The sequence below is a fragment of the Kocuria sp. ChxB genome, from assembly GCF_044359605.1.
GTDB classification, from domain to species: Bacteria; Actinomycetota; Actinomycetes; order Actinomycetales; family Micrococcaceae; genus Kocuria; species Kocuria rhizophila.
This window is the reverse complement of record NZ_CP121123.1, coordinates 1,230,188-1,255,387: the sequence shown is the minus strand read 5'-3', so window position 1 is coordinate 1,255,387 and position 25,200 is coordinate 1,230,188. Positions and strand designations below refer to the sequence as shown.

Genomic DNA, 25,200 nt, shown 5'->3' with positions numbered 1-25,200 from the left:
TGCGTCACCGTGCCGGGCGTCCCGCCCACGTCTGGCGCTCGATGCCCGAGAGCAGCAGGTCGAGACCCGCCGCGTACTCGGCGCGGTCGTCGTGGCGGCGGAACTCGCCCAGCACCGAGTGCACGAACGGGAAGTCCTGCGCGCTCGCGTGGTCCCAGCGTTCGAGCTGCTCGCGGAACATCTGCTCGGCGTCCTGCTCGTGGCGCTGGGCCTGGCGCTGGGAGATCTCCGCGCCCATCCCGGAGGCGTAGTTGCTCACGGCCATGGAGGCGTGGAACTGCTGCGAGGTGCTCAGCTCCATGCGCTGCAGGATCTGCCCGGTGCACTCCCACGTGCGCAGGGCGTTCTCCTCGTCCGGGCCCGCGTGCACCAGCTGCTCCGCGAGCCAGAGGTGCTCCAGCATCTGGGCGAACAGGCACAGGGAGAGCCGGCGCAGGTCTACGAGGGCTTCCCGGGTGCGGGCGCTCGTGCGGGGGTCCGGTTCCGGGGCCCGCAGCTGCGCGAACTGCTCGGGCGCGCTCTGCCCCGCCGCCCGCAGCGTCTCGAACTGCGCGAGCGCGCGGCCCAGCACCTCGTCCGCGACCATGGCCATGAGCTCGTCCTTGCCCGAGGCGTACCAGTAGAGGCTCGCCACGCCGCTTCTGAGCTCGGCGGCCAGCCCCCGCAGGGTCAGTCGCGCCGCGCCGTCCCGGTCCAGCATGGCGATCGCGGTGTCCACGATCGACTCCACGGACAGGCTCGCACGACGCCGCCCGCCCGCCCTGGTACTCGCGCCGCGAGTCCGCGGAGCGGGGCTGCCATCCTGCGGCTCCCGCGGCGGCACTCGTGCGTGCGGGTCGGGGGAGGGCTCTGCTGCGGGTCCGCGGGCGGCTGTCATGGGGATCACGGTACGCAGGGTGTTGCGTGGAATCAAACACCGTTCTATTCTCGAACACAATTCGATTATCGAACGTTGTTCGACCTTTCCGGAAGGACCTGTCATGACCCAACTCGTCGTCGGCGGCGCACGGCACCGCGCCGCCACCGCACCCCAGAGCCTGCGTGCCGCGTGGCCCGCACTGCTGGGCCTGTGCCTCACCCAGCTCGTGGAGATGGTGGACAACTCCATCCTCAACGTGGCCGTGCCCGTGATCGGGCGGGACCTCAACGCCAGCCCCACGGACCTGCAGTGGATCGTGGGTGCCTACTCCCTCACCTTCGGCGGGCTGCTCATGGTCGGGGGCACTCTGGGGGACCGTCTCGGGAGGCGCCGCACCATCTCGTGGGGTCTCGCGCTCTTCGGACTCGCGGGACTCGCCGTGCTGCTCGTCCAGACCCCCGCGCAGCTCATCGCGGTGCGCGCCGTCTCCGGAGCCTTCGCGGCGCTGATCGCGCCCATCACCATGTCCCTGCTGTTCCGGCTCTTCGACCGGGACGACCTCCGGGTCCGCGCCATCGGCCTGGTCATGACCGTCTCCCTCATCGGCTTCGCCCTGGGGCCCACCCTGGCGGGACTCGCGCTCGAGCACATGCCGTGGCAGATGCTGCTGGTGCTCAACGCCCCCGTGGCGCTCTTCGCGTGGATCGGCGTGCGCGCGGGGCTCTCCCCGGACCGGGATGAGGACCGTCGCGGCGGCGGCACGGACGTTCCCGGGGCCGTGCTCTCGGTGGCGGCGCTGGGGCTGCTGCTCTACACCTTCACCGCGGGAGTGGAGTACGGGTGGCTGGACCTCCGCACCCTGGGCATCCTGGCGGGAGGGCTGCTCGCGCTCGCCGGGTTCGTGTGGCGGGAGCGCACCGCGGTGGACCCGATGCTGGACCTGTCCCTGCTGAGCATCCCCACGGTGCGGGGGTCCGCGATCCTGCAGACCTCAGTGATGACCGCGATGGCCGGCGTGATGTTCGTGTCCACCCAGCTCTACCAGTTCGCCTGGGGGTGGAGCCCCCTGCAGGCCGGGCTCGCCAACCTGCCGTTCGTGGTGGGCATGCTGGGGGCGGGGCCCTTCGTGGACCGCGCGGTGGCGGCCTGGGGGCACCGGCGGACCTCCACCGGTGCGGTCCTGCTGCTGCTCGCGAGCCTCGGGGTGTGGGTCTACGCCGTGGGCCACGGGTTCGTGTGGTGCGCGCTGGGGATGCTCATGATGACGGCCGCCATGCGGACCATCATGACCACGGGGGCCGTGGCACTCATGGGGGCGTTGCCCGAGAGCCACACCTCCATGGGATCGGCCATGAACGACACCGCCCAGGAGGTGGGCAATGCCGTGGGGCTCGCGCTGGTGGGCACCGTGATGGCATCCGTGGTGGGCACCGCCCTGCCCACTGGCGCGTGGGACCCCGCTACCGTCCTCGCGTTCGTGCACTCGCAGCAGATCTCGTTCGCGCTGCTCGCGGTGCTGGTGGTGGCCGCCGTGGGTCTGCGCACGCCGGACTCCCGGCAGACGGGGGAGCACTGACGGGTGCCGCCGCCCATGAGCAACGGGGTGCACGTCCGTGGACGTGCACCCCGTTGGTCGGTGCTTCTCAGGAGGGCGTCACCGCCCCCGCACTACTTCTGGTTGGCGTTGTGGGGGGTGGTCTGTTCCCACGGCGCCTCGTCCTGGGGCGTCTGATCCACGATGTCGTCCACCGCGGAGGAGACCCAGCGGGACTTGTACTGGAAGTCCGTCTCGTCCCCGTTCTCGTCCGTCTGGCGGTACCACTCGGTGATGGCCGGATCGTGCGAGTCGAAGGAGTCGCCGGCGGCACGGTGGCCCTCGGCGTGCTCCACCTGCAGCGCGAAGTTGTCGCCGTGCTCGGCCAGGCCCGTGGACACGGCCTTCTCCACCGCGGACAGCGCGAAGCGCGTACGCAGGGTGGCGGGATCGTTGCGCAGGTCGCGGTAGAGCGCCACCATCATGAACGCCAGGATGAACGCGAACGGCAGCGCGGAGACGATCACCAGGTTCTGCATCCCGGCCAGGGCGTCGTCGCCGCCCACCAGCAGCATCACGATGGCGATGCCGGAGAGGCACACGCCCCAGAAGACCACGATCCACTTGCTGGGCTCGGGGCGCCCGCGCTGGGTCATGGTGCCCATGACCACGGAGGCGGAGTCCGCGCTGGTGATGAAGAAGATGCCGATCACGACCATGGCGAGCACGGACGTGACCCCGGTCAGCGGCAGCTGGTCGAAGAGGCCGAACAGCATGGACTCCGCGCCGTCCTCCACGGAGAGGTCCGCGCCGTTCTTGGCGAAGTACATGGCCGATCCGCCGAAGACGATGAACCACAGCACGCACACGGAAGCCGGGACCACGAGCACCACGGTCACGAACTGGCGGATGGAGCGCCCGCGGGAGATCTTGGCGATGAACATGCCCACGAACGGGGACCAGGAGAGCCACCAGGCCCAGTAGTACACGGTCCAGGTGTTGGAGAACTCGGCGCTCTCAGGTCCCCACGCCGCGGACTGGCCGGTCATGAAGAGGAATTCGGAGATGTAGGTCGAGAACGTGGAGGGGATCAGCGTCAGCAGGTAGACGGTGGGTCCCACGAAGAACACGAACAGCGCCAGGACGAACGCGAGCGTCAGGTTGATGTTGGAGAGGTAGCGGATGCCGCGGGAGACGCCCGAGACCGCCGAGATGATGAAGCCCACGGACAGCAGTGCGATGAGCAGGATCAGGACGTTGTTGCCCAGCTCGCCGATGCCGCCCACGATCGAGATGCCGGAGCCGATCTGCATGGCGCCCATGCCCAGGGAGGCCGCGGTGCCGAACAGGGTGGCGAAGATGGCGAAGACGTCGATGAGCTTGCCCAGGGGCCCGTCCACGCGCTTGTGACCCAGCAGCGCGGTGAACACGCGGGAGATCAGGGGTGCGCGGCCGCGGCGGTAGGCGCCGTAGGCCACGGAGACGCCGACCACGGCGTAGATGGCCCACGGGTTCAGTGCCCAGTGGAAGGCGGACTGCACGAGGGCGTACACCGCCATGGACTCCTCCCCGGCTTCGGCCACGTGGGAGAAGCCGGGAATTCCGCTCTCGAAGTAGGTCATGGGCTCGAAGGCCCCGTAGAACATGAGCCCGATGCCCATCCCGGCGGCGAAGAGCATGGCGAGCCAGGAGAAGAAGGAGTACTCGGGCTCCTCGTCGTCACGGCCGAGCTTGATGCGCCCGGTGCGGGTGAAGCCGATGAAGAGCATGAAGAACACGGCTGCGGTGGAGAGCAGGATGAAGAACCACCCCGTGTTCTCCGTGACCCAGGCCAGCGCGGTGGAGGAGACGGCGGAGAGGCTCTCGGTCCCCAGCACACCCCAGGCGATGAAGCCCACGATCAGCAGGGCGGTGATGATGAACACCGCCTTGTCCGTGGAGAACCGCACCTTGCGGTCCTCCACACCCACGCCCGGAACCAGTGCCGGGTGGATGCCGTGGGGGTACGTCAGCTCGTCGAAGATCTGCCGCGGCCTGCTGCGGGTCGTGGATCCGGCGGAGGAGCCGTGGTGGGCGGGGGGTTGCTGCGGTTCCGATTCCGGGGAATGCGGTGGCGTGCTCAAGACAGTTCTCCTGACTGCGGCGGGGGAGTGTGCGATCTCGTGAAGGTGTGTGGTCTCCCGTGGACGTGGTGGGCGCGCGCCCGGAAGCGGGCAGTATTTCGCCCTGGGCGTACAAACCCACGATTGTAACGTCGAATCGGTAGTCGCCCTAACTCATCCGCAGAATTCCGGGGACCGCCGACTCCGCAGTCTTGAGTGAAGCGGACTCAACTTAGGTTGACACCGCCGACTCAATGAGTAAACTTGAGTCTCGAAAGCTCAAGGATTGACGGTCCGGATCAGGAGCCCTACGGGGAGCCCCGGACCGCCCCGCTCCAACGAAAGGACAGAGAATGTCTCGTGCAGTAGGAATCGACCTCGGCACCACCAACTCCGTGGTTGCAGTGCTGGAGGGCGGCGAGCCCGTCGTCATCGCCAACGCCGAGGGTGCGCGCACCACCCCGTCCGTCGTCGCGTTCTCCAAGGACGGCGAGACCCTCGTGGGTGACGTGGCCAAGCGCCAGGCCGTGACCAACGTGGATCGCACCGTGGCCTCCGTGAAGCGCCACATGGGCACCGACTGGACCACCGAGATCGACGGCAAGAAGTACACCCCGCAGGAGATCTCCGCCCGCACGCTCATGAAGCTCAAGGCGGACGCGGAGTCCTACCTGGGTGACAAGGTCACGGACGCCGTGATCACCGTCCCCGCGTACTTCAACGACGCCGAGCGCCAGGCGACCAAGGAGGCCGGCGAGGTCGCGGGCATGAACGTGCTGCGCATCGTCAACGAGCCCACCGCCGCGGCCCTGGCCTACGGCCTGGAGAAGGGCAAGGAGGACGAGCTCATCCTGGTCTTCGACCTCGGTGGCGGCACCTTCGACGTCTCCCTGCTGGAGGTCGGCAAGGACGAGGACGACTTCTCCACCATCCAGGTCCGCGCCACCGCCGGCGACAACCGCCTCGGCGGCGACGACTGGGACCAGCGGATCGTGGACTGGCTGCTGGAGCAGGTGAAGTCCAAGACCGGTGCGGACCTGTCCAAGGACAAGATCGCCCTGCAGCGCCTGAAGGAGTCCGCGGAGCAGGCCAAGAAGGAGCTCTCCTCGGCCACCTCCACCACCATCTCCCTGCAGTACCTGTCCGTGACCCCCGAGGGTCCGGTGCACCTGGACGAGAAGCTCTCCCGCGCCAAGTTCGAGGACCTCACCAAGGACCTGCTGGCCCGCACGGAGAAGCCGTTCAAGGACGTCATCACCGAGGCCGGGATCAACGTCTCCGACATCGACCACGTGGTGCTCGTGGGTGGTTCCACCCGCATGCCCGCCGTGGCCGAGAAGGTCACGGAGATGGCCGGCAAGGCTCCCAACAAGGGCGTGAACCCGGACGAGGTCGTGGCCATCGGCGCCGCCATCCAGGCCGGTGTGCTCAAGGGCGACCGCAAGGACGTGCTGCTGATCGACGTGACCCCGCTGTCGCTGGGCATCGAGACCAAGGGCGGCGTGATGACCAAGCTCATCGAGCGCAACACGGCCATCCCCACCAAGCGTTCCGAGACCTTCACCACGGCGGAGGACAACCAGCCGTCCGTGTCCATCCAGGTCTTCCAGGGTGAGCGCGAGTTCACCCGGGACAACAAGAACCTGGGCACGTTCGAGCTGACCGGCATCGCGCCGGCCCCGCGCGGCATGCCGCAGATCGAGGTCACCTTCGACATCGACGCCAACGGCATCGTGCACGTGTCCGCCAAGGACAAGGGCACCGGCAAGGAGCAGTCGATGACCATCACGGGCGGCACCTCGCTGTCCAAGGAGGACATCGACCGCATGGTCAAGGACGCCGAGGCGAACGCGGACGCCGACAAGCAGCGCCGCGAGGCCGCGGACCGCCGCAACAACGCGGAGCAGACCGCGTACTCGGTGGAGAAGCTGATCAAGGACGACGAGGGCGCCATCCCCGAGGACGTCAAGACCGAGGTCCAGGCGGACGTGGACGCCGTCAAGGCCGCGCTCGAGGGCGATGACGACGACGCCGTGAAGACCGCGTTCGAGAAGCTGCAGACCTCGCAGACCAAGATCGGCGAGGCCCTGTACGCCCAGTCCCAGGCCGAGGGTGCCGCGGGCGCCGAGGCTGGCGCCGCCGGTGCCGAGGGCGCCCAGGCATCGGACGACGACATCGTCGACGCCGAGGTCGTGGACGACGACAACGACGGGAAGAAGTGAGCATGAGCGATTCCGAGAACACCGAGGGCCACGGCCAGTCCGTGCCGGAGGATCCGGAGCAGCCCGCTCAGCACCAGCAGGACGCATCCCAGAACGGGGGGCTCACCGTGGACGACATCCTCGACACCCCCCAGTCCCAGGACGCGGAGTCCGCGGACGCGGCGTCGTCGACCGGCGACGCCGCCCCGGAGGGCGACTCCGAGGCCCAGCGGCTCGCGGACGAGCGGCTCGAGGACCTGCGGCGCCTGCAGGCGGAGTTCGTGAACTACAAGAACCGCACGGTGCGGGAGAAGGACCAGCTGCGGGACTTCGTCTCGGGCGAGCTGGTCTCCGCGCTGCTGCCGGTGCTGGACGACATCGACGCCGCCCGCAAGGCGGGCGACCTCGAGGACGGCCCGTTCGCGGCGATCGCCACCAAGCTCGAGGACGCCCTGGGCAAGAAGGGTCTCACCCGCATCGGTGAGGTGGGGGAGAGCTTCGACCCCAACGTCCACGAAGCCGTGATGCAGCAGCCCACCGACGAGGTGGAGCCAGACCACGTGTCCATGGTGCTGCGTTCGGGCTTCAAGGTGGGCAACCGGGTGGTCCGGGCGGCCCAGGTGGCCGTGGCGGCGCAGCCGTAGAGCACACCAACACCTCGGGGCGGGTCCACATGACGGGACCCGCCCCGAGTCCTACTGAGGAAGATTTCACAGGAAGGAGGCGTCATGGCCAGTCAGGACTGGATCGACAAGGATTTCTACAGCGTCCTGGGCGTCTCCAAGGACGCATCCCCGGAAGACGTCAAGAAGGCGTACCGCAAACTGGCCCGCAAGTACCACCCGGACCAGAACCCGGGGGACGCGGCCGCGGAGAAGAAGTTCAAGGACATCACCGAGGCGAACTCCGTGCTCTCCGACCCGGAGGAGCGTGAGCAGTACGACGCCATCCGGGCCATGGGCTCGGGTGCACGCTTCACGGCCGGTGGGCCCGCGGGCGGCACCGGGGGTGCAGGTTTCGAGGACATCTTCGGGGACCTGTTCAACGGCGGTGGCGGCGGCCGCAGGCGCTACACCACGTCCAGCGGCGGCGGGTTCGAGGACCTGTTCGCGCAGTTCGGCGGTGCCCAGGGTGGGGACACCCGTTTCAGCACCGGTGGTGGCTTCGGCGGCCAGGGTGGTTTCGGCGGCTACCAGGCCCCGCCCACCAAGGGCGAGGACATCCACACGACCACCACCATCCCGCTGCGCTCCGCGTACCACGGCACCACCGTGAAGCTGCGCCGGGGCAACGGGCAGACCACCACGGTGCGCGTGCCCAAGGGCGTGAAGGACGGCCAGCGGCTCAAGATCGCGGGCAAGGGCCACACCGGCCCGGGCGGCAACGGGGACCTGTTCGTGACCGTCAAGGTCAAGGAGCACCCGTTCTTCACCCGGGAAGGCCAGGACGTCCACGTCACGGTCCCGGTGACCGTGAGCGAGGCCGGTCTGGGTGCCACCGTTCAGGTGCCCACCCTGGACGAGGGCCACGTGAACCTCAAGGTCCCGGCGGGCACGTCCTCCGGGCACCGCATGCGCGTGAAGGGCAAGGGATTCACGTCCGGGTCCACCACGGGCAACATGATCGTCACCGTCCAGGTCCAGCTCCCCGCGGATCTCGACGACGCCGCGCAGGAGGCCCTGCGCGAGTTCGCCCGGGCCACGGAGGGCTTCGATCCCCGTGCGTCCCTGAGCGAGGAGGCGGCGGTCTGAGATGCCCATCGACTTCACCCAGCCCGTCTTCGTGATCTCGGTGGCGGCCGAGCTCGCGGACATGCACCCGCAGACGCTGCGACAGTACGACCGCATGGGGCTCGTGACACCGTCCCGCGCCTCCGGCAGGGCACGGCGCTACTCCCAGATGGACGTGCAGAAGCTGCGCCAGATCCAGGAGCTCTCCCAGGAGGGGGTGTCCCTGGAGGGGATCAAGCGCATCATGCAGCTGGAGAACCAGGTGCAGGCGCTGCAGTCCCGGGTCACCGAGCTGAGCGAGGAGCTCGACCGGGAGCGCGAGGCACGGCGCGAGCGGGACATGATCTTCACCGCGGGCTCCGAGGGGGACGTGGTGCGGATCGCCCGCGGCACCCGCCGGGCGCCCCGCAAGGTCTCGCAGGCGCTCATGCTCTACCGCCCGGCCCGGCCGGAGCACGGTGGCCGCGAGACCGCCGCCACTGATGCCCCGTCCGCACGCGGGACGAAGCGCAGCCGCAGCGCGTCCTGAGTGGAGCGAGGTGCCACGGCACGACGGAACCCCGCACCACGAGCTGGTGCGGGGTTCCTGCGCATCTGCCCACTCCGTGGCATCCCGGGCGGAGGGTCACGGGGTCACATCCGTGGTCTCAGCGGCCGAACCGCCCGGGTCGGCATTCTTCTCGCCGCCGGGTCAGCGACGCCGGTAGGTCAGGTCCCGGGGGACGCGCCCGGCCTCGGTGGCCTTGCGCTCGAAGCTCGTGAGGATCCGGCCGTCCCAGCGCGGTGCCCACCCGGTGTCGGGGTGCTCGTCGTCCGCGGCCGGGCCGGGGTGGACGTTCTCGAACTCGGCCTCTGCGGCGTCCAGGACCTCGCGCATGACCACGGCGTACTCCTGCCAGTCCGTGGCCAGCCGCCACAGTCCGCCCGGTTCGAGCACGCGCGCGGCGAGCTCCGCGAAACCGGGGGAGACCAGGCGGCGCTTGTGGTGGCGGGTCTTGTGCCACGGGTCCGGGAAGAACACCCACAGCTCGCGGACCGATGCCGGTTCGAGCATGTGCTCCAGGACCTCGGGGGCATTGGCCTGCGCCACACGCACGTTGGTCACCCCCGCCTGGGCGGCCTTCATGAGCAGGTCCGCCACGCCGGGCTTGTAGACCTCCACGGCCAGGTGGTCCAGCTCCGGGTGCGCGGCGGCGTGCGCGACGATCGCCTCACCCAGCCCCGAGCCGATCTCCACCACGAGCGGTGCCGTCCGTCCGAAGACCGCCTCGTGGTCGAGCCGGTAGGAGGGATCCACGGAGGTGTCGGTCATGACGCGGGGAATGTCCAGGACCCACTCACCGGCGTGCTCGTCCCACGACTTCTGGCGCTTGGGGGAGAGCCGGTCGCCGCGGCGCACGAAGGAGTACGGCTGGCGGTGGAAGGCCGCGGGCGTGGCGGTGCCCTCGGGAGCGTCGGCGGGGGAGGCCGGCAGGGCGGCGTCGTTCTGGGGAGCCTGGGGTGTCTGGTCGCTGGATTCCATCGAGGAACATCCTAGGCGGGCCGTCACGGGAGGTCACGGCGTGGCGGGCGGACCCTACGATGGAGGGCCACCCGCCACCCGCGCCGCGCAGGAGAACCGCATGCCCCAGGACCACGAGCCGCACGCCTCCGCGCCCGGCAGGCCCGGGGCCGTCCGCAGCCGGCTGGGGCTGCCGCCGCGCTGGGACCGGATCGCGCTCGTGGGCTCGCTGGGTGTGCTCTCGGCGGTGAGCCCCATGGCCACGGACATGTACCTCGCGTCCATGCCGGAGATGGCGCAGTGGTTCGGCACGCCCGTGAGCCTGGTCCAGCTGAGTCTGACCGCCTACATGGTGGGCATGGCGGGCGGGCAGTTCCTGCTCGGCCCGCTCTCGGACGTGGTGGGGCGCCACCGGCTGATGGTGGCCGGCAACCTGGTGTTCCTGCTGTCGTCGGTGGGGATCATCCTGGCGCCGGGAATCGGGGTGGTGCTCGCGCTGCGGCTGCTGCAGGGGATCTCCGGGGCGGCCGGTGTGGTGATCGCCCGCGCGGTGGTCTCGGACATCGCCCGCGGACACCGGGCCGCACAGATGTACTCCGTGCTCTCGCTCATCACCTCCCTGGCGCCCGTGGTGGCCCCGCTCGCGGGAGGGGTGATCGCCACCGTGGCGGACTGGCGCACCGCCTTCGCGGTGCTCGCGGTCTTCGGGGCGGTGATGCTCGCGTGCTCGGTGCTCGTGATCCCGGAGACGCTGCCGCGTCACGCGCGCGCCGCGGGAGGGGTGGGGCGGATCCTGCGCAACGCCGTGCGGGTGGTGGGGGACCGGCGGTTCACCCTCCACGCCCTGGGGTTCGCCTTCGCGTTCGGAGCGCTGTTCTCCTACATTTCCGCGTCCTCGTTCGTGGTTCAGAACGTGCTGGGGTTCAGTGCGCTGGGCTACTCCGTGATCTTCGCGGTGAACGCGTGCGGGTCGATCGCCACGGGAATCCTCAACACACGGCTCGTGGGGTCCCGCGCGCCGCAGCCCCTGCTGCTCGCGGGAGTCTGCGGGCTCGCGGTGTTCTCCACGCTCAACCTCGTGCTCGCACTGCTGGGCGTGGTGGGCACTGCGACCCTCGTGCTGATCTTCCTCGCGCAGTCCTGCATGGGCTTTGTGCTGGGCAACTCCGTGGCCCTGGCGCAGCGCCGGGCGCAGTCCCGGGGGCTCTCCGGCACGGGTGCCGCCGTGGTGGGCACGGCACAGTTTGCGATGGCGGGAGCGGTCACGCCGCTCACGGGGCTCGGGGGAGAGTTCACCGCTGTCCCCATGCTCGTGTGCATGGCGGTGTGCGCCGTGGTCTCGTTGGGGCTGGTGCTCGCGGCCCGGCGGTAGCTGCTGCGTGGCCGGGGGCCGGCCGCGCGGCGTCTTCGTGCCCGTTCCGTGACACCCGTGGCCCAACACCGTCGCAACGAAGCCGAATGGGCGGTGGGACAGGCGTGCGATGTGGTTCACTGTGCCCAGCAGTGACCTGCTTCACAGTTGATCCGTGGCTCCGCGCCTCCCGCTCGAACGAGGGACACCTCCATGCTCGATTCGCTCCAGACCATCCTCGACACGATCGACGGCGTCGTGTGGGGGCCGTTCGTCCTGATGCCGCTGCTGCTCGGGACGGGCATCCTGCTGACCGCCCGGCTGGCGGGGCTGCAGGTCACCAAGCTGATTCCTGCCCTGCGGCTCGCCCTGTTCGAGCGCAAGGACAAGGACGCCCCCGGCGGTGACGTCTCCCAGTTCCAGGCCCTGACCACCGCGCTCGCGGCCACCGTGGGCACCGGCAACATCGTGGGTGTGGCCACGGCCATCTCGATCGGCGGCCCCGGCGCCCTGTTCTGGATGTGGGTCACCGGTGTGCTGGGCATGGCGTCCAAGTACTCGGAGGCGTTCCTGGGCGTGCGCTTCCGCGCCCGGGACGCCAAGGGGGAGATCTCCGGCGGCCCGCAGTACTACCTGTTCCGCGGCATTCCCAATGGCTTCGGGAAGTTCCTCTCCCTGTTCTTCGCGATCGCCGCGGTGCTCGCGTCCTTCGGGATCGGCAACATGACCCAGGGCAACTCGATCTCCGCGAACGTGGAGTCGTCCTTCGGCGTGCCCGTGTGGATCACGGGTCTCGTGCTCGCGGTCATGACCCTGCTGGTGCTCGTGGGCGGCATCAAGTCCATCGGCAAGGTGACCTCCGCGCTGGTGCCCGTGATGATCCTGTTCTACGTGCTGGGCGCCCTGTTCATCCTGGTGGTCAACATCGAGGCCGTGCCCGCCGCGTTCGCCACCATCTTCACCTCCGCCTTCACCGGCCACGCGGCCGTGGGCGGGTTCACCGGCTCGGCCATCATGGTGGTGGTGCAGATGGGCGTGGCACGCGGCATCTTCTCCAACGAGTCCGGCATGGGCTCCGCGGCCATTGCGGCCGCAGCGGCGCAGACCACCCACCCGGTGCGCCAGGGCCTGGTCTCCATGACCCAGACCTTCATCGACACCATCGTGGTGGTGACCTGCACGGGCCTCGTGATCGTGACCACCGGGGTGTGGGAGCAGGGCGAGGATTTCGCGGCCACCATGACCGGCGACGCCTTCAGCCACGGCCTCCCCGGGGCGTGGGGGCACCTGATCGTGACCCTCGGGCTCGTCCTGTTCGCGTACTCCACCATCCTGGGCTGGGCCTACTACGGCGAGCGGTGCATGGAGCGGCTCTTCGGGCGCGGCTCGGTAATGCCCTACCGCGTGTTCTTCTCGGCCGTGGTGTTCGTGGGCTGCAGCGTGCCCCTGGCGATCGTGTGGTCCTTCGCGGACCTGATGAACGGTCTCATGGCCATCCCCAACCTGATCGGTCTGGTGATCCTCTCCGGTCTGGTGGCCCGCGAGACCAAGCACTACCTGCGCAACGACCCGCAGCTGCGCGCCTCCAAGCTGCAGATCGACGGCTTCATGGACGGCCACCCGGGCGCGATCGACAGCTACGTGCTGCCGGGGACCGCGAGCTCGGCCCGCGTGCGCTGACGGCAGCACCTCGGCGTGGCGCCGCCGGAAGCCTCCCCGGAACGGGGTGCTCCGCACGGTGACCCCGCCCGGCACCAGGGCCCCGTGCCCCCGGAGTCTCCGGGTGGCACGGGGCCCTTGGCGTTCCCACGGCGCGCGTCCACACCCGGTGGCAGGCACCGCGGCGCGGTGTGCCCCAGGCCACGACGTCCAGGAATGCCCGTGTACCCTCGTGAGCCATGACCAACAGCTCCACCGCGGTGTCGCCGCCCCACTCCCACTCCGGACCCGCCCGAGGTCTGAGCAACCGCCACATCCAGCTGATCGCGATCGGCGGTGCCATCGGCACCGGGCTGTTCATGGGCTCGGGCCGCACGATCTCCCTGGCGGGCCCCGCCGTGGTGTTCGTCTACATGGCCATCGGCTTCTTCCTCTTCTTCGTGATGCGGGCCATGGGTGAGCTGCTGCTGTCCAACCTGCACTACAAGACGTTCGCGGACTTCGCGGCGGACCTGATCGGCCCCTGGGCAGGGTTCTTCGTGGGCTGGTCCTACTGGTTCTGCTGGATCGTCACCGCGATCGCGGAGCTCGTGGCCATCACCGGGTACGTGCAGTTCTGGTGGCCCACCGTGCCGCTGTGGCTGCCCACGGTGGCGGTGCTGGTCATCGTGTTCCTGCTCAACGCCATGAGCGTGAAGAGCTTCGGGGAGATGGAGTTCTGGTTCGCGCTCATCAAGATCGTGGCCATCCTCGCGCTGATCGTGGTGGGGGCCGTCATGGCCCTCACGCACTTCACGTCCCCGGACGGGCACGTGGCGCAGGTGTCCAACCTGTGGAACGACGGCGGCTGGTTCCCGAACGGGGCCATGGGCGTGGTCGCGGGCTTCCAGATCGCGGTGTTCGCCTTCGTGGGCGTGGAGCTCGTGGGCACCACCGCGGCCGAGGCGCGCGATCCCCGTACCACGCTGCCCCGGGCCATCAACTCCGTGCCCCTGCGCATCCTGATCTTCTACGTGGGCTCCCTGCTGGCCATCCTGGTGGTCACCCCGTGGCGTTCGATCGACCCGGAGCAGTCGCCCTTCGTGGCCATGTTCTCCCTGGCCGGGCTCGGAGCGGCGGCCTCCGTGGTGAACTTCGTGGTGCTGACCTCCGCGATGTCCTCCTCCAACTCGGGGGTGTTCTCCACGTCCCGCATGCTGTTCGGGCTCTCCGCCGAGGGCAGTGCGCCGCGGTTCTTCCGGGGGCTGAACAAGGTGGGTGTCCCCGTGCGCGCCCTGTTCCTCACGGCCCTGGTGCTGCTGCTGACCATCCCGGTGCTCTACGCCGGGGACTCGATCATCGAGGCGTTCACGCTGATCACGTCCGTGGCCTCCACCTTGTTCATTTTCGTGTGGACCATGATCCTGATCTCCTACATCAGCTTCCGCCGGAAGTTCCCGCAGCGCCACGCCGCCTCCGAGTACAAGATGCCGGGCGGTGTGCCCATGTGCTTCGTGGTGATGGCGTTCTTCGCCTTCGTGGTGTGGGCGCTGAGCACGGACAGCGAGACGGCCGCCGGTCTCGTCGCGGTGCCCGTGTGGCTCGCGGTGCTGGGGGTCTCCTGGTTCTTCGTGCGCCGCACGGAGTCCCACCAGCAGGCCTTCGAGTGGTTCAAGCAGGAGGTGTCGGAGCCGGAGACGGCGGCGCCCAGCGATTCGTAACCCGGCGGTAACCTGCCGTGGTGCTCCTCGGCAACGACCGGGGAGCGTGCTTAGGTGGAGGCATGACACGACTGCCCGAACCCCTGACCCTGTCCGGCCCCAACGGCCACGGAGCGGTGCTGAGCTACGGAGCCCACGCACTGTCCTGGGCCCCGGAGGGGCACGAGCCCGTGCTGTGGGTGTCCTCCCGCGCGTACAACGAGACGGGCCGCGCCATCCGGGGCGGCGTGCCCCTGTGCTTCCCGTGGTTCGGCCCCGGCCGCACCGGGGACATGGAGCCCGCCCACGGCTTCGCGCGCATCACGGAGTGGACGCTCGCCGAGCAGGGCGAGGACGAGCAGGGCGACCCGTTCGCCGAGTTCGCCCTCACCTCCGAGGACGTCGCACCGGAGCTGCGCGAGGTGTTCCCCCACGACTTCTCCGCGCGCTTCCGGATGACCGCCGGGCACACGCTCCGCCTGGAGCTCACCGTGACCAACACCGGCTCGGAGACCTTCGAGGTCGAGGAGGCCCTGCACACCTACCTGCACGTGGGGGACTCCGAGCGGGTCACGGTGTCCGGGCTGGAGGGCGCCTCCTACTACGACAAGGTGGCCAAGGAGCAGCGCGTCCAGCAGGGCGAGCTGCGTCTCACGGGGGAGACCGACGCCGTGTTCGCCCACCGCGGCGAGGTGCGCGTGGCGGATCCCGCGCTCGGCCGTGAGCTCGTGATCGGCAAGGAGGGCTCGGACAGCACCGTGGTGTGGAACCCGTGGGCGGACAAGGCCGTGGGCATGAGCGACTTCGCGGACGACGAGTGGAAGACCATGCTGTGTGTCGAGGCCGGCAACGTCATGGGTTCCCCGGTGCGCCTGGCGGCGGGGGAGACCCACACCATCGCCCAGGTGGTCGAGGTGCGGGAGCTCCCCGCCGAGCAGTAGGCGACGCCGCGGCTCAGCGGCCCGTGGTGGCCGCGGGGCCCGGCGCGGAACCGGTCTCGGACAGCGCCGGGTTCGGGGAGCTGAGGTCCACCGTGTGGTGCAGCTGCGCGTCCAGCGCCCCGGGGTGGGTGCCCATGAACTCGTTGATCTGCTCCGTGGTGGCGTTGAACGTCGGGTCGTGGTCCAGGTACAGCTTGGTCTCCCGCACCACCAGCCCGGACAGCAGCACCAGTCCGATCAGGTTGGGGATGGCCATGAGCCCGTTCATGATGTCCGAGAACGTCCACACGAGCGCCAGGGGTGCCAGGGCACCCAGGCCGGCCGCGACCGAGAAGATCACCCGGTACACGATGGCCGCGCGGGCGCCCGCGAGCCGCTCCACGTTGCGCTCTCCGTAGTAGGCCCAGCCGAGCACCGTGGAGTAGCCGAGCAGCACCAGGCAGATCGTCACGATCGTGCCGCCCCACTCGCCGGGCAGCCCGGTGGCGAACGCGCGGGAGGTCATGGTCGCGGGATCCCCCTCGGTCCACATCCCGGTGGTCAGGATCACGAAGCCCGTGATGGAGATGACCACCAGAGTGTCCACGAACGTCTGCGTCATGGACACCAGGCCCTGGCGCACGGGGTGGCTGGTCTGCGCGATGGACGCAGCGATCGAGGCCGTGCCCATCCCGGACTCGTTGGAGAACAGGGACCGGGCCGCACCCATCTGGATGGCCACGAGCACCGTGGACCCCACGAAGCCCCCGGCCGCCCCCATGGGGGTGAACGCACCGGAGAGGATCAGCCCCACGGCCTCGGGGATGCCCTGGTAGTTCACGCCGATGATGTAGAGCCCGAAGCCGATGTACAGCACGATCATGAGCGGCACCATGAACGTGGTGACCTTGGCGATCGACTTGATGCCGCCCACCAGTGCCAGGCCGGTGCCCACGCCCAGGACGACCGCGGTGGCCACGGGCGGGACGCTGAACGAGTGCTCCAGGTTGGAGGCGATCGCGTTGCCCTGGGTCATGTTGCCGATCCCGAACGTGGCCACCACGCAGCACACCGCGAACATCACGGACAGGAACCGGCCGAACTTGTTGGGGATGCCGCGCGCCAGGTAGACCTGCGGGCCGCCCGTGAGCTGGCCCGCGGTGTCACGGGTGCGGAAGCGCACGCCCAGGAAGCACTCCGCGTACTTGGAGGCCATGCCGAACAGCGCGGTGATCCACATCCAGAAGAGCGCGCCGGGCCCGCCGATCGAGATGGCGGCGGCCACACCCACGATGTTGCCGGTGCCCACGGTCGCGGCCAGCGCGGTGGACATGGCCGCGAACGAGGAGATGTCCCCCTTCTCGCCGCTCGCGCGGGAGCGGCGCCCGAACCCCAGGCTCATGGCCTTGGTGAACAGGCGGAGCTGGATGCCGCGCAGGCGGATGGTCATGAAGACGCCCGTGCCGAAGAGCAGGGGCAGGAGCAGCCACGGCCCCCAGATCAGGTCGCGAACGGTGTCCAAGCTGCTTTGCAGGGATTCCATGGGGGTACGGAACTTTCCGTGAGAGGCACGTCGAATTGGTGACCAACCTAGCAGTCGCCTTCCGTTCCGCGGCGTACAGGCCGCGTGGCCCACGGGAAACGACGACGCCGCCCGGTGACCTTCTGTGCGAAGGCCCTCGGGCGGCGTCGTGGTGGAACGGGGTGGGACTACTTCTTCTGCATCATCAGCGCGGCGCCGATGGCGGAGAGGAAGACGTCCTTGGAGAGGGAGATGCCGGCCTCGGAGGGGCGGATGCCGTCCTCCTGGGTCATCTGCGGGTTGCGGAAGTACATGGACAGCAGCCCGGCGCTGAACGCGAGCAGCCCCGCGCCGGCCAGGCGCTTGGACACGAACGGGGTGAGCAGCGCACCGCCGATGGCGAGCTCCGAGCCCGCGACGAACGTGGCGAAGGTCTTGGGGTCCCACTCCGCGAACTGCGGCACGCCCGTGGCGGCGAACTGCTGGAGGCCCTCGGCGGACTGGGCGTCCATGCTGAGCTTGCCGTAGCCGGACTGGAGCAGGTAGGCGCCGGGGACACCGCGCAGGATGGCGTTGGAGATGCGCATGATCGAGCCTTTCGTCGTGGAGCGGCGGGGGTCTCGCGGGGGCGTGAGCACCTCCACCGGGGATCGCTGAACATGCTAACAGCGGGGACTTTCCGGGGGTCGGGGCAGGCGCCATGCCCACAGCGAACGACCGGCGCGGGTCCGCGCGGCGCTGTCTAGGGTGGTGCCACGCTGCGCGCACCGCGCGCTCACGAAAGGAGAACCCGTGGACATCACCACCATGAAGAAGATCCTCCTGGTCCTGACCAGCCAGGACACCCTGGGCGAGACGGGCGAGGCCACCGGCTACAACGTGGCGGAGGCGGCCCACCCGTGGAAGGTGTTCCGGGACGCCGGCTATTTCGTGGACTTCGCCTCCATCGCGGGCGGTCAGCCACCGCGGGACGCCGTGCAGGAGGACGATCCCGTCCAGGTGGAGTTCACGCAGGACGAGACCGCCAAGGCCTCCCTCTACAACACCCCCAAGGTCTCCGTGGTGGATCCCTCCCAGTACGACGCCGTGTACCTGGTGGGCGGGCACGGCACCATGTGGGACTTCACCGGCCACGAGGGGCTGCAGAAGCTCGTGGCCGCCGTCTACGACTCCGGCGGAGTGGTGGGCGCCGTGTGCCACGGCCCGTCCGGGCTGGTGGACGTGGAGCTCTCCAACGGCGTGAACCTGCTCTCCGGGCGGAAGGTGGCCGCGTTCACCACCGCCGAGGAGGAGGAAGTGGGCAAGAAGGACACGGTGCCCTACCTGCTGCAGGACAAGCTCGAGGAGCAGGGCGCCACGGTCGAGGTGGCGGATAACTGGGAGGAGAACGTCCAGGTGGACGAGCGCCTCGTCACCGGGCAGAACCCGCAGTCCGCGGCCGGTGTGGCCAAGGAGATGACCAAGCTGCTCACCGAGGTGGTGCGCGAGCAGAAGGCCGAGGAGGAGCAGGCCGCACAGGACCTGCGCGCCGAGCACGACGCCGAGAAGGCCGCCGCGGAGGACGAGGACTGAGCGTCCCGGGCACGGTCCGCAGCGGGGCCGGGGGCGACGGCCGCGGCGTCGCCCCCGGCCCTGACTCATTCGTGAACCCCCTGGCCGGGGGTGGCCGCCCCGGGTGAGACTGGGGGCGTCCGCACGGAGATCGACGCCCAGGAGTCCCCATGTCAGAGTTCACCTCACGAACAGCGCTGGTCACCGGAGCGGCCTCCGGGATCGGGGCGGCAATCGCCATGCACCTGGCCCGGCAGGGCGCCAAGGTGGTGGTCACGGACGTGGACTCCACGGGGATCGACGACGTGGTGCAGGCCATCATGGCCGCCGGCGGGGACGCCGCCGGGATCCGGCAGGACGTCTCCAGCAGGGACGACGCCGCCGCGGCCGTGGACTTCGCGGTGCAGACCTACGGCGGGCTGCACTACGCCGTGAACAACGCCGGTGTGGGCGGGCAGACCGAGGCGCTCGGGGAGACCGACCTCGAGGCGTGGGAGCGCACGGTGGCGATCGACCTGCACGGTGTGGCCTACGGGATGCACGCCCAGCTGCCGGTGATCGAGCAGCACGGGGGCGGGGCGATCGTGAACGTGGGCTCCATCCACTCCACGGTGGCCACCACCGTGGGCAACAGCGCCTACACCACCGCCAAGCACGGGCTGGTGGGGCTCACCAGGCAGACCGGCGTGGACTACGCGCAGCGTGGAATCCGCGTGAACGCGGTGGGGCCGGCGTACATCGACACCCCGCTGCTGAAGAACCTCCCGCCGCAGGTGCTCGCGGAGCTGATCGCCAAGCACCCCATGGGCCGGCTGGGAACGCCCGAGGAGGTGGCGCAGCTGACGGTGTTCCTGCTCTCGGACGCGGCCTCCTTCATCACCGGCTCCTACTACCTGGTGGACGGCGGGTACACCGCGGTGTGAGCCGAGCTGTCGTGGCGGGTGTGAGGCGGCTCGCGCGTGCGGGCACCGCGTGGGGTGTAGACTCGAGCAGTTCCCCCGTGCACAGCGCGGGGTAGAAGGCGCGCCGGTCCTAGGCGCGCAGACCGCGCCCCGTGTGGCGCGTGCGCGTGAAATCGTTTTGCGCGGACCAACCCTGAAAGACGTTCCTTGTCTCATTCTTTCGAAGACCTCGGTGTGCCCGAGGCGCTTTCCTCTGATCTCGCCCGCGTGGGCATCACGGAAGCTTTCCCCATCCAAGAGAAGACCCTCCCCGATTCCCTGGCCGGGCGGGACGTGCTCGGCCGTGGCCGCACGGGCTCCGGCAAGACGGTGGCGTTCGCGCTGCCGCTGGTCTCCCGCCTCGCGGGTCTCGCCCCCGGCTCCAGCCGGGTGTCCCGCCGCGCGAACCGCCCCACTGGCCTGGTGCTGGCCCCCACGCGGGAGCTCGCCACCCAGATCGACCGCACCGTGGCCCCGCTCGCCAAGGCCGCGGGTCTGAACACCACCGTGATCTTCGGCGGCGTCTCCCAGAAGCACCAGGAGAAGGCGCTCGCCAACGGCGTGGACATCGTGGTGGCCTGCCCCGGGCGTCTCGAGGACCTCATCAAGCAGGGCCTGCTCACGCTCGACGACGTCCGCGTCACCGTGCTGGACGAGGCCGACCACATGGCCGACATGGGCTTCCTGCCCGTGGTCACCCGCATCCTCTCCAAGACCCCGCAGGGCTCGCAGCGGCTGCTGTTCTCCGCCACGCTGGACAACGGCGTGGACGTGCTGGTCAAGAAGTTCCTCAGGGACCCCGTGCTGCACTCGGCGGACAATGCCCAGGCCGCGGTGACCACCATGGACCACCAGGTGCTGGTGACCCACGCGGACGACAAGCAGGCCCTCATCGAGGCGCTCGCCTCCGGCACGGGCCGGCGCATGATGTTCACGCGCACCAAGTACCGCGCCAAAAAGATGGCCAAGAAGCTCAGCCAGGCCGGCATCCCCGCCGTGGACCTGCAGGGCAACCTGTCCCAGGGTGCCCGCGACCGCAACCTCGGGGCGTTCTCCGACGGTGACGTGCGCGTGCTCGTGGCCACGGACGTCGCCGCCCGCGGCGTGCACGTGGACGACGTCGAGCTCGTGGTCCACATCGACCCGCCCGCCGAACACAAGTCCTACCTCCACCGCTCCGGGCGCACCGCGCGCGCCGGTGCCTCCGGTGCCGTGATCACGATCGCCACCACCGAGGAGCGCTCGGACGTCAACAAGCTCATGAAGAAGGCCGGCGTCACGCCCCGCGTGGACGAGGTGGCACCGGACTCCGAGATCGTCAGGGAGCTCGTGGGCGAGCGGGCCGAGCTCGTGGCCTACGCACCGGCTCCCACTCAGCAGAACGGCGGCGGCAACCGTTCGGGCGGCCGCTCCACCGGACGCTCGGGTGGCCGCTCCGGCGGCTCCCGTCAGGGCGGTGGCCGCTCCGGTGGTGGACGTGGCAGTGCCCAGCGTTCCGGCCAGGGCTCCGCCCAGCGCTCCGAGCAGGGCGCGGGTCAGGGTTCCGGTCGCAGCGGTGGACGCTCGGGCGGCGGTCGCACCGACTCCGCCCGCGGCGGGGCTCCCGCGCGCAACGGCGGCGGCCGGTCCTCGTCCCCGCGTCGCGGTTCCGGCGACGCCGCCGGGTCCGGTTCCGGGCGCACGGCATCCTCCCGTTCCTCCCGCGGTGGCTCCGCCCAGCGTGGCCAGTCGGCGGGTCAGGTGCCGGACCGTGCGATGGCCGCGGCGCAGCGGCGTCGTGCGAACAACCGTTCGGGGCAGTCGGCGCGCTGACACCCCGGTGCACCACAGCAGAACCCCCGGCTCGACGTCATCGAGCCGGGGGTTCTCTGCTGCCGGGGTCCGTGCTTCCGGGGCGGAACGCACGGTTGTCTCCCTGACGTGACGGGGGGCGTGCGTGGCGTCCCGCGCCGTCGTCGCCCTGGCGGCGCATGGCGCGCGTGCGCCCGGTGAGCTCTGGCGCCGGTCGGGCGCGTGCGGGTCAGGCCGGCGGCGTGAGCGAGCGAAGGAACTCGAGCGTGACGTCCTCGTGGGAGTCCACGAACACGCGGTGCGGGCCGTCCGGGACGGGCTTGTCGCCCGGGACCACCACCACGGTCATGCCCGCGGCCACCGCGGCGCGGACGCCCGGTTCCGAGTCCTCCACGGCCACGCAGTTGCGCGGCTCCACCCCGAGCAGCTCCGCGCCGCGCAGGTACGGCTCGGGGTCCGGCTTCGCGTGGGTGACGTCGTCGTGGGAGACGATCCGCGTGAGCACCTCCGGGGCACCCTCGGCGGTGTGACGGGCGATCACGGTGAGCGCATTGGTGACGATCGCGGCGGGGATCCCCGCGTCCCGCAGCTCGACCAGCAGGGCGCGGACGCCGGGCAGGAAGGGGATCTCGTCGCCCATGCTCTCGAGCACGTGCTGGGCGAGCCGCTCGGTGATCTCCTCCACGGAGTCGGGGGCGCCCCGGTCCACGAACGTGCGCGCGGCGTCCTGCACGGTGCCGCCGAGTGTGGCGTGGTCGTCCGTCACGCTCCAGCTCTGGCCGTAGTGCTCGGCCACGGCCCGCTTGGCCTGGGCCCACTGGGGCTCGGTGTCCACCAGGGTGCCGTCGTGGTCGAAGAGAACGGCCTGGGGGTACGTCATGGCTGCCTTTCGGTGCGGTGCTGCGGGAATGGCGTTCTGCGGCGGAGCAGCGGGTGCGGCTCGCGGGTCGTGCGGTGCCCGCGGGGGCTCAGCTCGGCCGGGCGGAGCCGCACTGTGCCGGTGCGGTCCGGCGTGCTGGAACGCGGCCAGTCTAGTGGCGGCGGGGCGCGGGTACCCAGGCCACCAGAGGCGGGGCCCCGGGCCATGGTGCGCGGGGCCCGGGGCGTCAGGGGCGAGGGCGCAGAGAGCGCAGGAACTCAAAGGTCACGTGTGCGTGCTCGCGGACGTGCACCACGCCCGGCCCCTCCGGAACCTGCTGCACACCGGGCACCACCACCGTGGTGATGCCGGCGGCCACTCCCGCGGCGGCTCCCGAGGGGGAGTCCTCGAGCACCACGCAGTCCTCGGGGTTCACGCCGAGACGCCGGGCGGCCTCGAGATAGGCATCCGGATCCGGCTTGGCCTTCACGCCCTGCGCCACCTCCTCGTCCCCGATGATCACCCGGAACAGGTTGTCCGGCGCGAGTCCCGCGGTGTAGCGCGCCACCTCGGACGTGGCGTTGGTGACGATCGCGGCGGGGATGCCCGCGCAGTCCAGCTCGTCCAGCAGCGGCCGGATGCCGGGGATGAACGTGGGCGGGTTCTGCTCCAAGACCTCCGCCAGGACACCGAAGAGATCCCGGAAGACCTGCTCCGGGGTGCCGGGCACCCCGAGCTCGGCGAGGCGCTGCACCGTGGCGGCCAGCGGTCGGCCCAGGGTGTCCTGCGTGTCCTGCTCCGTCCACTGCCCGCCGTGGGCGGCCACCAGGCGCTGCTTGCCCAGCTCCCACAGGGGCTCGGTGTCCACCAGGGTTCCGTCGTGATCGAAGAGCACTGCGCGGGGGAAGTCTGTGGTGGTCATGCTCTCCACGCTACGCGCCGGTGCCGACATCCCCACCGTCCTACGATGGGTCCATGAGCTCCCCGGATCGCCCGTCCGCCGTCCCGTCCAGGCCGGGGTCCGCGTTCTCGCGCGGCTTCCCCGTGGTCATGGTGGTCATGGCCGTGCTGCTGGCACTCTGGGTGGGCTTCGGGCGTGGGATCGTGGGGCTGCTGGGCGCCCTCACCCCCGTGTACGCGGTGGCGCTCGCCCTTCCCATCCTGGTGCTGCACGTGGTCGCGGCCGCCCTGTTCCGCCGGGACAGCCTGAACTACCCCTCGCACGCGGTCACCGGGCGGACGATCGCCACGGCCGTGGCCTCCTGGGTCATCACGTGGGGCCTCGGCTTCTTCCTCCCGGACTCCACGCCGGAGGGCATGCGCTCCGTGTTCACCCACGTGGCGGGGGACGAGTACCTCGAACTGGGATACGGGTTCGTGAACATCCTCGGGGTGCTCTCGGTGGCCACGGCGGTGGCCCTGGTGCTGCTGGCGGTCACGGAGCTGCGGGTCACGGCGCGCAGACTGCGGGGCGAGCCGCTCACGGAGGACGAGCGCCTGGACCGGCTCGAGCGCGACCAGGAGCAGGACGCCCCAGGCCCTGCCACGACACATGATTCCGGGGCCGTTGCCGCTTCCCGTGCGCGCACCACGCCGCGGGGCCCCGCGAGCGGGACCGGGGACGAGGCGCGGGCGGACCGGGCGGCGTCGTCGGGGGAGCAGCCGTGACCGCCGCGCTGCGCACCGAGCGGCTGACCCTGCGGGGCTACGACGCCGCGGACGCCCCCTTCGTCCTGGACCTCTACTCCCGTGCGGAGGTGCAGCGGTGGCTCGGAGACGGCACCCAGCGGGTGCGGACCCTGGCCGCGGCGGGGGAGAAGATCGAGCGCTGGAACGAGCTGCACGGCAGCCACCCCGTGCACGGCGTGTGGCTCGTGAGCACCCACGAGGGTGAGCCCCTGGGGACCCTGCTGCTCAAGCCCATTCCGGACTCGGGCGCGGACACCGCCCACGACATCGAGATCGGGTGGCACCTCCACCCCCGGGCGTGGGGTCACGGGTACGCCACCGAGGCAGCGCGGGGCGTGCTGGAGCACGCCTTCTCAGCGGGAGTCACACGCGTGGTCGCCGTGACCCACCCCGGCAACCAGGCTTCACAGGCGGTCTGTCGGCGGCTGGGCATGCGGTCGCTCGGACTCAGCCGCGCCTACTACGACGCCGAGTGCGCGCTCTTCGAGATCACTGCCCCGGCCGACGCCATCGCCCCTGCAACGGGCCGCACGTCGTCGGGCCCCGGGGCTCCCGGAGACCACGGGCCCGCGGGGCGCACGGCTGCAGACGCAGAACCCCTGGGCCGGGACGCGGGACGTCGGTGCGGGAGCGACGGGCTGGGCGGCGTCGTCGTCGGGTCGCGGGACAGCTGGGGCATCTCGTGAACGGGAACCCGGACCTGGTGACCGGCGAGGACGGCCTCGCCCGGCCGGTGTGGGCCGCGACCGACCCGCTGCTGCGCGAGTACTACGACACCGAGTGGGGCATGCCGGTGCGGGACGAGGCCGGGCTGTACGAGCGGATCGTGCTGGAGGGGTTCCAGGCCGGGCTCTCGTGGCGCACGGTGCTCGCCAAGCGGCCCGCGTTCCGCGAGGTGTTCCACGGCTTCGACCCGGATGCCGTGGCCGCGATGACCGAGGCGGACGTGGCACGGCTCATGGGGGACGCCCGGATCATCCGCAACGAGCGCAAGATCCGCGCGGCCGTGACCAACGCCTGTGCGACCGTGGCGCTGCGGGAGCACGAGGGACTCGTGGCGCTCGTGTGGTCGTACCAGCCAGGGCGCACGCCCGAACCGGTGCGCTTCGCGGAGGTGCCCACCACCTCGGAGGAGAGCACTGCGCTGTCTAGGGAGCTGAAGCGGCGGTGGTTCGCGTTCGTGGGGCCCACCACCGCGTACGCACTCATGGAGGCGATCGGCATGGTGGACACGCACCTGCTGGGCAGCCACCGCAGGGGGTCCTCCGGGGTCTGGGCGGGATAGCCGACCAAGGAACAACCTGTGGAAAA

22 protein-coding genes are annotated in these 25,200 nt (G+C 70.3%); 15 read left to right on the top strand and 7 right to left on the bottom strand.

Annotated features, from left to right (window positions below):
• Positions 1–4 precede the first annotated feature (4 nt).
• The gene (locus P8S73_RS05500; protein WP_059281876.1) at positions 5–718 is read right to left on the bottom strand and encodes a TetR/AcrR family transcriptional regulator C-terminal domain-containing protein; all 714 of its coding nucleotides are present in this window, start codon (positions 716–718) and stop codon (positions 5–7) included.
• A gap of 262 nt (positions 719–980) precedes the next feature.
• Between P8S73_RS05500 and P8S73_RS05495 the strand changes: the two genes are divergently transcribed.
• Entirely contained in the window at positions 981–2,435 is a 1,455-nt protein-coding gene (locus tag P8S73_RS05495; RefSeq protein ID WP_259905492.1) for an MFS transporter, read from the top strand.
• A 92-nt stretch (positions 2,436–2,527) separates the two neighbouring features.
• Here the strand turns inward: P8S73_RS05495 and P8S73_RS05490 are convergent, their stop codons facing one another.
• The gene (locus tag P8S73_RS05490) at positions 2,528–4,516 is read right to left on the bottom strand and encodes a BCCT family transporter (protein WP_059281874.1); all 1,989 of its coding nucleotides are present in this window, start codon (positions 4,514–4,516) and stop codon (positions 2,528–2,530) included.
• A 332-nt stretch (positions 4,517–4,848) separates the two neighbouring features.
• Here P8S73_RS05490 and dnaK point away from each other — a divergent pair, with 332 nt between their 5' ends.
• The 4 genes from dnaK to P8S73_RS05470 all read left to right on the top strand — a co-directional run bounded on the left by dnaK (position 4,849) and on the right by P8S73_RS05470 (position 8,955).
• A complete protein-coding gene (gene dnaK, locus P8S73_RS05485; RefSeq protein WP_019310000.1) occupies positions 4,849–6,717 on the top strand; it encodes a molecular chaperone DnaK in 1,869 nt (622 codons plus the stop codon).
• Positions 6,714–7,340, top strand: a complete 627-nt coding sequence (locus P8S73_RS05480; RefSeq protein ID WP_082698407.1) for a nucleotide exchange factor GrpE — start codon at positions 6,714–6,716, stop codon at positions 7,338–7,340. Before dnaK ends, P8S73_RS05480 begins: the two co-directional genes overlap by 4 nt.
• A gap of 84 nt (positions 7,341–7,424) precedes the next feature.
• A complete protein-coding gene (locus tag P8S73_RS05475; RefSeq protein ID WP_059281717.1) occupies positions 7,425–8,447 on the top strand; it encodes a DnaJ C-terminal domain-containing protein in 1,023 nt (340 codons plus the stop codon).
• Between the two features lies 1 nt (position 8,448).
• Positions 8,449–8,955: a heat shock protein transcriptional repressor HspR gene (locus P8S73_RS05470; RefSeq protein WP_059281718.1), complete on the top strand. Its 507-nt coding sequence runs from the start codon at positions 8,449–8,451 to the stop codon at positions 8,953–8,955.
• A gap of 162 nt (positions 8,956–9,117) precedes the next feature.
• Here the strand turns inward: P8S73_RS05470 and trmB are convergent, their stop codons facing one another.
• Positions 9,118–9,948, bottom strand: a complete 831-nt coding sequence (gene trmB, locus P8S73_RS05465; protein ID WP_059281719.1) for a tRNA (guanosine(46)-N7)-methyltransferase TrmB — start codon at positions 9,946–9,948, stop codon at positions 9,118–9,120.
• 100 nt (positions 9,949–10,048) lie between these two features.
• Here trmB and P8S73_RS05460 point away from each other — a divergent pair, with 100 nt between their 5' ends.
• The 4 genes from P8S73_RS05460 (at position 10,049) to P8S73_RS05445 (ending at position 15,557) form a co-directional block, all read left to right on the top strand.
• Entirely contained in the window at positions 10,049–11,299 is a 1,251-nt protein-coding gene (locus P8S73_RS05460) for a multidrug effflux MFS transporter (RefSeq protein WP_059281720.1), read from the top strand.
• 192 nt (positions 11,300–11,491) lie between these two features.
• Entirely contained in the window at positions 11,492–12,958 is a 1,467-nt protein-coding gene (locus P8S73_RS05455) for a sodium:alanine symporter family protein (RefSeq protein ID WP_059281721.1), read from the top strand.
• A gap of 218 nt (positions 12,959–13,176) precedes the next feature.
• Positions 13,177–14,637, top strand: coding sequence for an amino acid permease (locus P8S73_RS05450; RefSeq protein ID WP_059281722.1), 1,461 nt, complete (start codon positions 13,177–13,179; stop codon positions 14,635–14,637).
• Positions 14,638–14,699: 62 nt separating this feature from the next.
• Entirely contained in the window at positions 14,700–15,557 is an 858-nt protein-coding gene (locus P8S73_RS05445) for a D-hexose-6-phosphate mutarotase (RefSeq protein ID WP_059281723.1), read from the top strand.
• Between the two features lie 13 nt (positions 15,558–15,570).
• Here P8S73_RS05445 and P8S73_RS05440 read toward each other — a convergent pair whose 3' ends face one another.
• Entirely contained in the window at positions 15,571–17,079 is a 1,509-nt protein-coding gene (locus tag P8S73_RS05440; protein ID WP_059281724.1) for a sodium:alanine symporter family protein, read from the bottom strand.
• A gap of 167 nt (positions 17,080–17,246) precedes the next feature.
• Positions 17,247–17,645 carry a DoxX family membrane protein gene (locus P8S73_RS05435; RefSeq protein WP_019310009.1) on the bottom strand — a complete coding sequence of 133 codons (399 nt, stop codon included), beginning with the start codon at positions 17,643–17,645 and terminating at the stop codon, positions 17,247–17,249.
• Positions 17,646–17,850: 205 nt separating this feature from the next.
• On the opposite strand from P8S73_RS05435, the gene P8S73_RS05430 reads away from it, so the two are divergent.
• The 3 genes from P8S73_RS05430 (at position 17,851) to P8S73_RS05420 (ending at position 21,362) form a co-directional block, all read left to right on the top strand.
• On the top strand, positions 17,851–18,630 hold the full coding sequence (locus P8S73_RS05430) for a type 1 glutamine amidotransferase domain-containing protein (protein ID WP_396350550.1): 780 nt from the start codon (positions 17,851–17,853) through the stop codon (positions 18,628–18,630).
• 149 nt (positions 18,631–18,779) lie between these two features.
• Positions 18,780–19,532 (top strand): SDR family NAD(P)-dependent oxidoreductase, encoded by a 753-nt coding sequence (locus P8S73_RS05425; RefSeq protein WP_121566320.1) that lies wholly within the window; start codon positions 18,780–18,782, stop codon positions 19,530–19,532.
• Positions 19,533–19,718: 186 nt separating this feature from the next.
• Positions 19,719–21,362, top strand: a complete 1,644-nt coding sequence (locus P8S73_RS05420; RefSeq protein WP_121566321.1) for a DEAD/DEAH box helicase — start codon at positions 19,719–19,721, stop codon at positions 21,360–21,362.
• A 208-nt stretch (positions 21,363–21,570) separates the two neighbouring features.
• Here P8S73_RS05420 and P8S73_RS05415 read toward each other — a convergent pair whose 3' ends face one another.
• The gene (locus P8S73_RS05415) at positions 21,571–22,221 is read right to left on the bottom strand and encodes an HAD family phosphatase (RefSeq protein ID WP_059281727.1); all 651 of its coding nucleotides are present in this window, start codon (positions 22,219–22,221) and stop codon (positions 21,571–21,573) included.
• Between the two features lie 226 nt (positions 22,222–22,447).
• Positions 22,448–23,122 (bottom strand): HAD family phosphatase, encoded by a 675-nt coding sequence (locus P8S73_RS05410; RefSeq protein ID WP_121566322.1) that lies wholly within the window; start codon positions 23,120–23,122, stop codon positions 22,448–22,450.
• A 53-nt stretch (positions 23,123–23,175) separates the two neighbouring features.
• Between P8S73_RS05410 and P8S73_RS05405 the strand changes: the two genes are divergently transcribed.
• Genes P8S73_RS05405 through P8S73_RS05395 form a run of 3 tightly spaced genes read left to right on the top strand, consistent with a single transcriptional unit; the run spans position 23,176 to position 25,174 of the window.
• A complete protein-coding gene (locus P8S73_RS05405; protein WP_121566323.1) occupies positions 23,176–23,868 on the top strand; it encodes a hypothetical protein in 693 nt (230 codons plus the stop codon).
• Complete coding sequence (locus P8S73_RS05400; protein ID WP_121566324.1) at positions 23,865–24,575, top strand: GNAT family N-acetyltransferase; 711 nt, start codon at positions 23,865–23,867, stop codon at positions 24,573–24,575. Before P8S73_RS05405 ends, P8S73_RS05400 begins: the two co-directional genes overlap by 4 nt.
• The gene (locus P8S73_RS05395; RefSeq protein WP_121566325.1) at positions 24,572–25,174 is read left to right on the top strand and encodes a DNA-3-methyladenine glycosylase I; all 603 of its coding nucleotides are present in this window, start codon (positions 24,572–24,574) and stop codon (positions 25,172–25,174) included. The genes P8S73_RS05400 and P8S73_RS05395 overlap by 4 nt, the downstream gene beginning before the upstream one ends.
• The last annotated feature ends 26 nt before the right edge of the window (positions 25,175–25,200 follow it).

Coding starts and splice junctions, on each gene's coding strand:
- P8S73_RS05470 (WP_059281718.1), top strand. CDS start 8,449: ATGCCCATCGACTTCACCCAGCCCGTCTTCGTGATCTCGGTGGCGGCC.
- P8S73_RS05460 (WP_059281720.1), top strand. CDS start 10,049: ATGCCCCAGGACCACGAGCCGCACGCCTCCGCGCCCGGCAGGCCCGGG.
- dnaK (WP_019310000.1), top strand. CDS start 4,849: ATGTCTCGTGCAGTAGGAATCGACCTCGGCACCACCAACTCCGTGGTT.
- trmB (WP_059281719.1), bottom strand. CDS start 9,948: ATGGAATCCAGCGACCAGACACCCCAGGCTCCCCAGAACGACGCCGCC.
- P8S73_RS05415 (WP_059281727.1), bottom strand. CDS start 22,221: ATGACGTACCCCCAGGCCGTTCTCTTCGACCACGACGGCACCCTGGTG.
- P8S73_RS05440 (WP_059281724.1), bottom strand. CDS start 17,079: ATGGAATCCCTGCAAAGCAGCTTGGACACCGTTCGCGACCTGATCTGG.
- P8S73_RS05450 (WP_059281722.1), top strand. CDS start 13,177: ATGACCAACAGCTCCACCGCGGTGTCGCCGCCCCACTCCCACTCCGGA.
- P8S73_RS05495 (WP_259905492.1), top strand. CDS start 981: ATGACCCAACTCGTCGTCGGCGGCGCACGGCACCGCGCCGCCACCGCA.
- P8S73_RS05425 (WP_121566320.1), top strand. CDS start 18,780: ATGTCAGAGTTCACCTCACGAACAGCGCTGGTCACCGGAGCGGCCTCC.
- P8S73_RS05475 (WP_059281717.1), top strand. CDS start 7,425: ATGGCCAGTCAGGACTGGATCGACAAGGATTTCTACAGCGTCCTGGGC.
- P8S73_RS05435 (WP_019310009.1), bottom strand. CDS start 17,645: ATGCGCATCTCCAACGCCATCCTGCGCGGTGTCCCCGGCGCCTACCTG.
- P8S73_RS05410 (WP_121566322.1), bottom strand. CDS start 23,122: ATGACCACCACAGACTTCCCCCGCGCAGTGCTCTTCGATCACGACGGA.
- P8S73_RS05405 (WP_121566323.1), top strand. CDS start 23,176: ATGAGCTCCCCGGATCGCCCGTCCGCCGTCCCGTCCAGGCCGGGGTCC.
- P8S73_RS05455 (WP_059281721.1), top strand. CDS start 11,492: ATGCTCGATTCGCTCCAGACCATCCTCGACACGATCGACGGCGTCGTG.
- P8S73_RS05445 (WP_059281723.1), top strand. CDS start 14,700: ATGACACGACTGCCCGAACCCCTGACCCTGTCCGGCCCCAACGGCCAC.